We start from the raw sequence: 9,839 nt of genomic DNA on the forward strand, positions 1-9,839 counted from the left end.
ACATCCAATGTTTCACACTAAATAATTTTTTTATAAAGACCGCCTTTTACTCTAAGGGAGGTGCCGTTTGATGTCTACAGAGACTGGACGGCGGGTTCTATTGCGCAGACATAGAGACCTTCTCAGGTGTGCCACTGTGTCCTACACGAGGGAATCGCTTATCTTGTTCGCAATCGTCTTCCCGAAGGCCCTTGCCCTTTCAAGCACGTCTACTTTGGGGGGTCCCTGTATCTCCAGTGTCTCTATCACGTCGAAGCCTGTCGGTACAAGTCTTGTCTTTATCTCCTTGGCTGCGCCGGCACCCCAACCGTAAGAGCCGAATGTGGCCAGCATCTTGCCCCTGGGCCTGATGCTCCTTATGACCTCCACCGGGGTGGCAAGCTTTGGATGCATACCACCATAAAATGCAGGCGAGCCGAAGACAATCGCGCTGCAGTCAACGAGGTCTGAGACTATGTTTGAGGCGTCAGCCTCGACCATGTTAAAGGCTGCAACCTCAATCCCCTCCTCTTTCAACGCGTCAATTACCGTTTGCGCCAGGGTGGCCGTACTGCCGTACATAGACACGTAAATAACGACCGCCTTTGCCTTTAGCGGACCCCTGGTCCATTCTTCATGGGCGTCAAGTATGGGTTGGGGATTACGATACACGGGCCCATGGCTCGGAGCTACTATTTTTATATCCAGTTCCTTAAGTTTATCCAGGGCCTTCATGACGGGCTTTATAAATACCATCATTATCTCGCCATAGTATCTCTTTGCCTCGCTCAGCACTATCTCACCAATCTCGTCCTCGTAGATCGAATCCGCAGCCACGTGTGCACCAAGGAAATCGCAGGTGAAGACGGCCTTGTCCTCTTCGCAGTAGGTGAACATTGTCTCAGGCCAGTGAAGCCAGGGTGCATCGATAAACCTCAGGGTCTTGCCCCCGAGGTCTATTCTCGTTTCTTCTCCAACGGCCTCCATCCTGTTTTCCGGGACGTCGTAGTACAGTTTCGCGGCGCTCAGGCCCTTTTTCGAGGCAAGGAGAGTGGCTCCCCCGGCCAATGATAAGACGCCGGGTATTACCCCCCCGTGGTCCGGCTCTGCGTGGTTCATTACCACGTAGTCTATAGCTTCCGGTTTTACTATCTCACTTATCTTTTTCAACAATAAGTCACCGAAGCCCACGCTCACGGTGTCAACCAGCGCCACCTTCTCCCTGCCGACTATAAGGTAGGCATTGTAGGTAGTCCCGTAACGGAGTTTCATGAAGCTGTCAAAGAGCGTGCGTTTACGGTCAAGCACACCGACCCAGAATATCCCGGGCGCTATCTCTACAGGCACCGACGATATGTCTGTTTTACCCATCGACACCCCTTCCTCACACTGCGTTAAAGCGCACGATACGGGTTGCGAACCACCTCTGGCCTTATTCTACACCATCTAGCAGCCTGATGTCTCCAGCTTGCCCTTGGCACCCGCAGCAAGCCTGTCTGCGAGCTGACCAACGGCGTTCACCATCTCAGAGGGGGATTTATCCATATTGCGTTCCAACTCTTTTATCAAGGCGCTGCCCACAATCACACCGTCAGCCACCTTGCCTGCCGCCCTGGCATGTTCGGGCGTAGAGATACCGAAGCCAAGCGCAACGGGTTTATCCGTCATACCCCTCAGCTTCTCTATGTTTTCCGCCATATCTTTCGCCAGGCTGTCCCTTATCCCTGTTATCCCCACAACAGAGATGTAGTACAGAAAGCCCTGGGTGCATTTCACAATCCTGGTCATGCGGTCAAGGTTGGTTGTCGGGGCGACGAAACAGATTATACGAAAGTTTTTTTTCTCCGCATCACGAATAATGGCATCCGCTTCCTCTACAGGCAGGTCCGGTATAGTGGCGCCGTCAAAACCCGCATCTATTGCGCTGTCTACAAACTTCTCGGCACCTGTTTTAAAAATAATGCTGTAGGAGACCATAGACACAATGGGCATGTCCGTTTGTCTTCTCAGGTCCTTCACGAGGCGGAATACGTCGGCCACCTTCAGTCCCCTGGTAAGCGCCCTGTAGTAGGAGGCCTGAATGACGGGGCCGTCTGCGATGGGGTCGGAAAAGGGGATGCCCAGCTCTATGATGTCGGCACCACTCTTTTCGAGCCTCAGGATAAGTTCTCTTGTGACCTCAAGGCTGGGGTCACCGGCCGTTATGAACGGGATAAAGGCGGGTTCCTTCTTGCTCTTTAACAGCTTAAACCGCTGGTCAATCCTGTTATCCATGAAACGGTAGGCTAGATCTTCAAGCCCAGCTTTGCCGCCACCTCAAAGGAGTCCTTATCGCCACTTCCTGAGAGACAGATTAGGATGATACTTTCCTTCCCGAAAGATGACGCGTTCTTGAAGGCATAAGCAAGGGCGTGGCTGGCTTCAAGGGCGGGAATTATGCCCTCTGACCTGGCGCATATTTCAAACGCCTCCAGGGCCTCGGCATCCGTAACAGACGCGTATTCCACCCTGCCTATATCCTTGAGGTAACTATGTTCAGGGCCTACGCCAGGATAGTCCAGCCCCGCGGAGATAGAGTGAACCGCCTGGGTCTGGCCGTCTTCATCCTGCAGCACATAGCTCATACTGCCGTGTAATACCCCGACCTCGCCATGAGAGAGCGTCGCCGCGTGTTCACCGACGCGCAGGCTGAGACCGCCGGCCTCGACCCCTATCATCCTTACGCCTTCATCCCCAATAAACGGATGAAATAGCCCGATAGAATTACTGCCGCCGCCTACACAGGCGATTAAACAGTCAGGAAGCCGATTCTCCTTTTTCAAAATCTGCCCCTTTGCTTCCCTCCCGATTATAGTCTGGAAATCTCTCACCATTGTGGGATACGGGTGCGGACCTACCACGGAGCCAATTATGTAGTGGGTAACCCTTACCGAGGCCATCCAATCCCTCAAGGCCTCATTTGTGGCGTCTTTCAGCGTCCTGGAGCCCGTCTTAACAGGAATCACCTTTGTGCCAAGGAGTTTCATGCGGAAGACGTTCAGGGACTGACGCCGCATGTCTTCCTCACCCATATAGACATCACACTCCATACCAAACATGGCGGCCGCCGTGGCCGTGGCCACGCCATGCTGTCCGGCGCCGGTCTCGGCGATTATCCGCTTCTTACCCATCCTCTTGGCCAGCAGCGCCTGGCCCAACGTATTATTTATCTTATGGGCGCCTGTGTGGTTCAGGTCTTCCCTCTTTAAATACACCTTCACACCGCCCATACGCTTACCAAGCCTCTCGGCAAGATATAAGGGCGAGGGCCTCCCCACGTATTCCGTCAAATAGTAATCCAGCTCCCTCTGGAATTCCTTATCGTCTTTGGTGCTGTTGTATTCCCGCTCAAGCTGCTCAAGCGCGGGTATCAGCGTCTCTGGGACGTACCGCCCCCCAAACCTTCCGAAACGTCCCTTCTCGGCTCGGGGCTTCTCTACGGTCATGGGCCTTGAGACACCTGTACCCATAGTATCAAACACCTCCTTAAAAACCGCATTATACAAAAAAAACAGGAGGGTAGCAAAGAAACTCTGCTACCCTCCTGATTTTAAGCAAACAAGCTAAAAAGTACTACTATTCGCCGCCTGTCAGACCCGAATCGGCGTTGTTACGATGCGGGATATCCGTCCTCTGGAACCAGGCAAGGTCCACGTCGCCTTCTTTCCTCTTCCAACCGGAAAGCTTGTCGGTGTACTCGCCATGCTTCCAGAACCCTTGCGGCGTAAACTCGATACCGGCCTTTTCCTCAAGCGCCTTAAACCTCTTCAGCCGGCTGGCCTCTGCCTTTATCTGGATCAGCATACGGTCCTGCTCAAAGGCGCCGCCGGTTCCGTACGTGGCGTTATAAATCGCCATATGAGCAAGGGCCTTATACACGTTGTCCGTTAGGTAGCAGATCATCTCAAGTCCCATCCTCTCAATTTCTGAGACGTTGTAGAACCTTGGAGTTCCGGTGGGTAACAGACTGAAGGTATAATGGCCGTACCAGTCCGGTGCAAGGTCTGTCGGCATCGGGTCAAGCTCCCCAGCAAGAAAGCAGCCGACAATGATGTTGGCGGCTTCACGCCACTTGGTAAAGCTCAGCCTTACGCCGTAGTCCATCGACCTGAGCTGGTCTCTTGCAAAGTTTGGAGAATGGCAGTCCATACACTTCTTGATCCATGCCTCTCTCTTTGATGCCCACTTCGGCGCGCCACGGTCAACTTCAAACATACCCATGTCGCTGTAGATCGTTCCAAACCTCTGGACGTCGTGGTCGCCCTCCTGCATGTGGCAGTAGGCGCATGTGGGTACCCTGTGGTTGCCCTTCTTAAGAGGCTTCGTCCAGTCCGCCTGGGCCTTCTCTTCGGAATAAAGTACACCGTGCATAGAGGTGGTGTACATCTCCCACTCTCTGTGATCTACACCGAGGTGACAATACCTGCACGCGTCTGCCTTTCTGGACTCTGCGGAATTAAATCTGTGCCTGGTGTGACAGCCGTCGCACCTGTTCTCTATGATGCCGTGACATGCCTGACAGCCGTTTACTTCTTCTGGCGGTTTCCCAAGGTGCCATGAGAACTCAAGCACGTTAACCGTCCATGCGTGGGTGTGTGAACCCAGTCCACCCGCGCGGTGTCCTGCCGTCTGCTCGGGATGACACTTCTGACAGGTCTGCCAGGTAGGCATCTGAAGTTTCTGATGGTCGTTTCCGTGACACTTGTCGCAGGCGACAACGCTTATTTCTTCACCAATCTTCTCTGCTATGGCATCAGCCTTCTTGGCCATCGCGCCGGGGTCACCCAGGTAGAATTTCTTGGCGGTCTCCGCGTCCGGTCTCGGATTGGCGTGCCCGCTCGACCTCCAGTCATTCACAATGGTCGGGGTCTGAACGGAATGACAGAGTATACACTCTTGCGCTTTAAATACACCTTCCACGCTGTTCTTGTTAACCCAATACTCCTGTGGTCTATACCAGCGCACTACAGGCAGGAACTTAAGGAATGACTTGTAGGGCCCCATGCCGTCCACATACGGCGGCTCAACATACTCTGACGTAAGACCAAATACGTAGAGCTCGCCGGTATCACACTTACCGACAGGCTGACCATAAATCGATGATGCGACCTCCTGAAACGTAGGGTCTGGATTGCCCAGCGACACGCTTGGGTTACCCACCAGGAAAAGCCCCAACACCGCTAAAATGGTGCAACATGCCCAGGCTCTCTCAAGAATCTTCATACCCGACTTGTCTCCTTTCTGTCACTTTGCCATATCACGAATAACTGCAGGATATAAGATCATCGCAACGCGACTGATGTTTTAGGAAAAATCTTGCGGTGAGAATTTAACTGCTGAAACTCCCTCCTCTTCCCCTTTACCCTCCAATTCTTTACGAAACGAAAATGTCGCTGAATTATACTAAGAAACCATACACTGTCAAGACATTTTTACAAAACCACTTGTGTGGCATACATATAGGTACTATACGACAGAGGCCTGCCGGCTTTTATCCAAGTAACTAAGCTCACACGGATTGAGGCCTTGCGGACAAAAATAAACACGTTTGTTCACAATTTTTCGACGGTTTAGGAGCGTCTTCAGAGGTCACGGCTCTCAAAACCAACCACATTCAATGCGTTTTGCCCTGGCTAAGACGTGGGCACAACGCACAATACGAAGGCACGGGGAGGCCAGGGCCAGACCTTCTTTTTTAGAAGGGGCCTAGTCGGGACGCTCGGTCAATCTTGCGCCACGGTCATTAAGATACCTCTTCTGTGCGGGGGTAAGACCTTTGGCGCCGCGCATGTCCGCATTGACAACGTCGGCATGCTGCAGATTGACACCGCGCAGGTTTGTCCCGCGCAGGTCGACTGTGCGCATTTTGGCCCGGGTCAGAATGGCATTTGAAAGGTCTGCGTCCCTCAGTGTAGCAGAGTTCAGGTCCACGCCTGCCAGATTGACACCCGAGAGATCAACCCCCCTCAGGTCGGCGCCGCGCAGTTTCACCCCGCTCATATCCGCCCCGCCAAACTCAGTGTCGCGTATGTACGTACCGCTCAAATCGGCACCCCGCAGGTCAGCATACCCCATCTGGACGTCCACCATCCTGACATCCCTAAGGCTCGCGGCATTCAGGTCCGCACGCCTCAGGTTCGCGCCTGTCAGTTCGGCGCCACTCAGGTCGGCACCTCTCAAATTCGAACCCGCCAGAATGCTTTTCGTCAACCTGGCACCCTTCAGATTTGCACCCCTCAACATGGCGGCACTCAGGTTGGCCCCGCGCAGGTCTGCACCTTCAAGCACGGCCCCGGTCAGGTCGGCACCTACCAGGTAGCTACGATACAGGCTTGCGCGCCGGAGGTCACAGCCAGGACACTTCTTTGTCTCCAGCAGGCGCCTTTCATTCTCCGCAACGGTGGCACCATACACCGGGTGCGCCAGCCCTCCCGGCATCCTCACCGGCACGCCGCCTGAAAAAAGGAGCACACTCGTGAGGATAACCGCCGCGCTTAACGCGTACTTGCATATGCCGCCCATTACCAGCACCCCGCTTTCGCCTTACATCAAGAGCTAAAGGGACACTTTCAGGAGCAAACATCTAACCCGGGAATGTCTAATGGAAACATCCTGCCGCCTGCCACAACAAAAAGAGGCTGCCAGGGCGGTTTGAACCCTGCCAGCCTCTTTCGAAAACCAACAACTGAGCCTCAACTACTAGCCACGGTATCCGGGATAGAAGTCGGGGCCTGGGATGTTATCCCACTGTGCACCTATGTCCGCCCACTCAACGAACAGATACCTCTCATCGTTGCTGAGGAACTTGTTGTGCAGGACTCTCCCCTCCCTTGGGAACGGGTTGGCCCTGGGCGCGAAGTCGCTCAACTCATCTTCATAAAGCCTCCAGAGGAGAAGGCTGTTCCTGGCGCCGGCCGGATGCACGTACTTCCCGCCCAGCACGGGGTCTTTGCCTGGCTGCGGCGTCAGCAGGTTGTTGTAGGCCTTGCTGAACGCGGCCACGCCATTGACCTCTATGGGCGCCCCGCCACCGCTCAAGTCAAGCGGGATAGTCCCGTTGTGGCAGTTGGCGCACCTTGAGTCTATAATCGGCTGAATGTCCCTTCTGAAGTCAACCGTTCTCCACTTCTCCCTGGTCAAGCCTTCCACGGGCTGAGACGTTGTACCAGAAGGACCGCCATAGTATACGTCAGCAGGTACCACTACGTCGTTACCGTGCTTTACGCCGGCGTAGTTGCCGTTCCTGTCAAGCCTTATACCGGCAAACAGGAATGGTGAATCATAGTGGCTCCTGTCATCATACCACCAGTTGTAAAGGGCTTTGCAGTGCTCGTTCTTGAACGCCCTTCCCCTGTAAGAACCGTCATGGCAGCCGCTGCAAATCCTGCCGCCGTACGGTCTCAGGTAGCCCCACCACATCGCGGTACAGAGGGCCATACCTCTCTCATCCAGGGTCTGAAAAGAGGCCGGGGCGTCAGCCGGTGCAGACGTAACAACTGAACCGTCATCAAGCACGTGCTGATAACCCCATATTGTAAACTGAGCGAAAGACGTACCGCTGTTGCTGCTGGTACGGTTTCCGCCGATTAGATGGCTTCCGGCGCCGACAGTAAACCTCTTTGCGTCGGGCTCCTTGCACTGGTAACCTCCCAACACCCTGATGGCCTTTACGTCGCCCTGCTTCAGCGGCTTTGCAATCTGCCATGGGTAAGGACCAACGGTGATACCACCAATGGTTGTGCTTCCCGGAGGAGGCGTATAGGTGGTGTCGAAGCAGATACCTGTTCCCCAGGATGAGGGATAACCCTCGATCTTCACCTGGTCGAACGGCTGGTAGGTTACGACGGTCACGCCGAAGTTCTTACCAGCGGTAAACGTGTTGATCCAGCGTGGTTTGTACTTTTTGTACACAGGGGTCGGCTGGTGGTCGTTCCACTCCGGATCGTCGTGAATCAACTCACCAACGGCACCCTTGGAGAAATCAAACCAGTATATACCAAAGTCTTCTCTCTCTGCGTAAGAGACCGCCATCCTGCCGTCAGGCACCGAGCTGGCATCCCTGTACTGACCTCTGCCGTCCGTAAGCTGACGGTAGTTGCTCTGGAACGGGGCAGTATACTTCACGCAGGCCAGTTGTCCTACACCGTAGTTCTGGTACGGGCCTTCAGTAAAGACGAGCATATTATCCGGATGCTCGTTACACTGCACCCTGGAGTGACTAATCTCGCCCTCGCCTTCGCAGTTACCGTAGAACGACTGAGGATAAGAACCATCCCAGTTGTCGGTAAAGATGGCAATCCTGCCCTTACCATACATCCTGTTACCTAACGCCTGTGTACTTGAGAAACCTACTCTTCCGTCCCTGGTCAGCCATGGGTCGAAATCGGAACTCATATTGTAGGTTATCTTGTCCACGACGGTATTTAGCTTCGGGAAATCGATACCACTCATCTTTGCACCGGTGATACGCTCCATCATCTTTCCACCGATGGGGTCAATCCTCCACAGCTGGTAGCTGAACTCGTTATAGTACTCATCCCTCACACCAGCAGGAGAGTAGGCAAAGATGATAAAACCTGTCTTTTCGACCTTGCCGCGGATCTCCCAGTCACCCTCGAAATACCTGTCACGCCATACTATGTTACCTTCACCGGGCAGTATCGCGCCGGCCGGGTAATATATGGGGCTTCTGCAGTTTCCAGGAAGGTCTGTTAACTGACGGACATTAGAACCATCAACCCCCATTTCCCATATCTGTGTACAGCCGCTGCCTTTGGTACCGGCAAAAACAAACCTCTTGCCGTCCCAATCGGTGCAGGGGTCAAATGCGGTGGAAAAGCCGGACGTAAGTACTTTAACCTGCTTGCCACCGAGGTCTGTCGATACTATACGGCTACCCTCTGGGAGGTAATTCGGGTACTGATGATAAGGGTCGCCAGCGGCTGTCTTCTTAGACTGAGTGAACAGGATCGTACTGACGTCTCCCTGCCACTCCTTGGAAATCCCCCAATAATCAGTGTACAATGCCTTCCCCGGTTTCGGGCCACCTATGTTCACGTTAGCTGCCGATGCGCTTCCGCAAACGCCAGCTACCGTCAACAGCCCAACCGCCAGAATGGCAGTGGTCTTCAGTAACCATCGCTTCATAACTAGTTTTGTCCTCCTTTCAGTAACGCCCAGGCACACAAAATGTCAGAGATGGCGACTCTGGCTACCGGCCTTGAACCTTTCTGCCCGCGAGTTTCTCCGCACATCACTTCCGCAGGCATGACAGGCCCCGGCGAACTTCGTGATAGCAACCGGCACCTCTGCAACTATCGCCTCTAGCGTCCCAGCAAAACCCTCCTAAATGCACAGCTCAACTCTTGTCAGGAGAGCCGCCAAGCCGGTCCAGGAGTAACGACCAAGCCCGGTCCTACTCTCTCTGCTAATACCTTTACAGTGCCTTCATGAACTCTACAAGGTCCTGGAGTTCGTTCTGGCTCAGCTGTGAGGTAACACCATGCTTGTCAACTTCTGTAATGGAGTTATCTATGGAGCTCATCAGGTCCGTCGCGCTGCCGTCATGGAAATACGGCGCCGAGGCGTAGATATCCCTCAGCGTAGGAGTGTCAAACTCCTTCACAAGGTCCAGACCTATGATCGGTACGTTATACTCCTCACCATACGGGTCCACACCGGCGTCAAGGGCCTTCTTGTTGAACACGGCCCCGGGGGTAGACCTGAAACCATGTTTGCCTATCCTGCCGGTACCCTCGTCGTGGGTCTGACCATCTCCGAACATACCCCTCTTGTCCATCGGGTCGCCGGGGTGACAGTTC

The 9,839-nt window shown here is 54.1% G+C and carries 6 protein-coding genes and 1 pseudogene; all 7 read right to left on the reverse strand.

Annotation, left to right across the window (positions count from 1 at the left end; translation table 11 throughout):
* Window positions 1-141: 141 nt before the first annotated feature.
* Window positions 142-1,350, reverse strand: a complete 1,209-nt coding sequence (locus tag NOU37_07605; protein MCQ4575093.1) for an FprA family A-type flavoprotein — start codon at window positions 1,348-1,350, stop codon at window positions 142-144.
* 75 nt (window positions 1,351-1,425) lie between these two features.
* On the reverse strand, window positions 1,426-2,253 hold the full coding sequence (gene trpA, locus NOU37_07610) for a tryptophan synthase subunit alpha (GenBank protein ID MCQ4575094.1): 828 nt from the start codon (window positions 2,251-2,253) through the stop codon (window positions 1,426-1,428).
* Between the two features lie 11 nt (window positions 2,254-2,264).
* Window positions 2,265-3,488 carry a tryptophan synthase subunit beta gene (gene trpB / locus NOU37_07615; GenBank protein MCQ4575095.1) on the reverse strand — a complete coding sequence of 408 codons (1,224 nt, stop codon included), beginning with the start codon at window positions 3,486-3,488 and terminating at the stop codon, window positions 2,265-2,267.
* Between the two features lie 106 nt (window positions 3,489-3,594).
* Window positions 3,595-5,166 (reverse strand): annotated as a pseudogene (locus NOU37_07620) (hydroxylamine oxidoreductase).
* A gap of 558 nt (window positions 5,167-5,724) precedes the next feature.
* Window positions 5,725-6,540, reverse strand: coding sequence for a pentapeptide repeat-containing protein (locus NOU37_07625; GenBank protein ID MCQ4575096.1), 816 nt, complete (start codon window positions 6,538-6,540; stop codon window positions 5,725-5,727).
* 177 nt (window positions 6,541-6,717) lie between these two features.
* Window positions 6,718-9,165 carry a hypothetical protein gene (locus NOU37_07630; GenBank protein MCQ4575097.1) on the reverse strand — a complete coding sequence of 816 codons (2,448 nt, stop codon included), beginning with the start codon at window positions 9,163-9,165 and terminating at the stop codon, window positions 6,718-6,720.
* A gap of 289 nt (window positions 9,166-9,454) precedes the next feature.
* The coding region (locus NOU37_07635) for a heme transporter CcmC (protein ID MCQ4575098.1) at window positions 9,455-9,839 on the reverse strand (385 nt) is incomplete at its 5' end.

It is taken from the genome of Candidatus Bathyanammoxibius amoris (genome assembly GCA_024451685.1).
GTDB classification, from domain to species: Bacteria; Planctomycetota; Brocadiia; order Brocadiales; family Bathyanammoxibiaceae; genus Bathyanammoxibius; species Bathyanammoxibius amoris.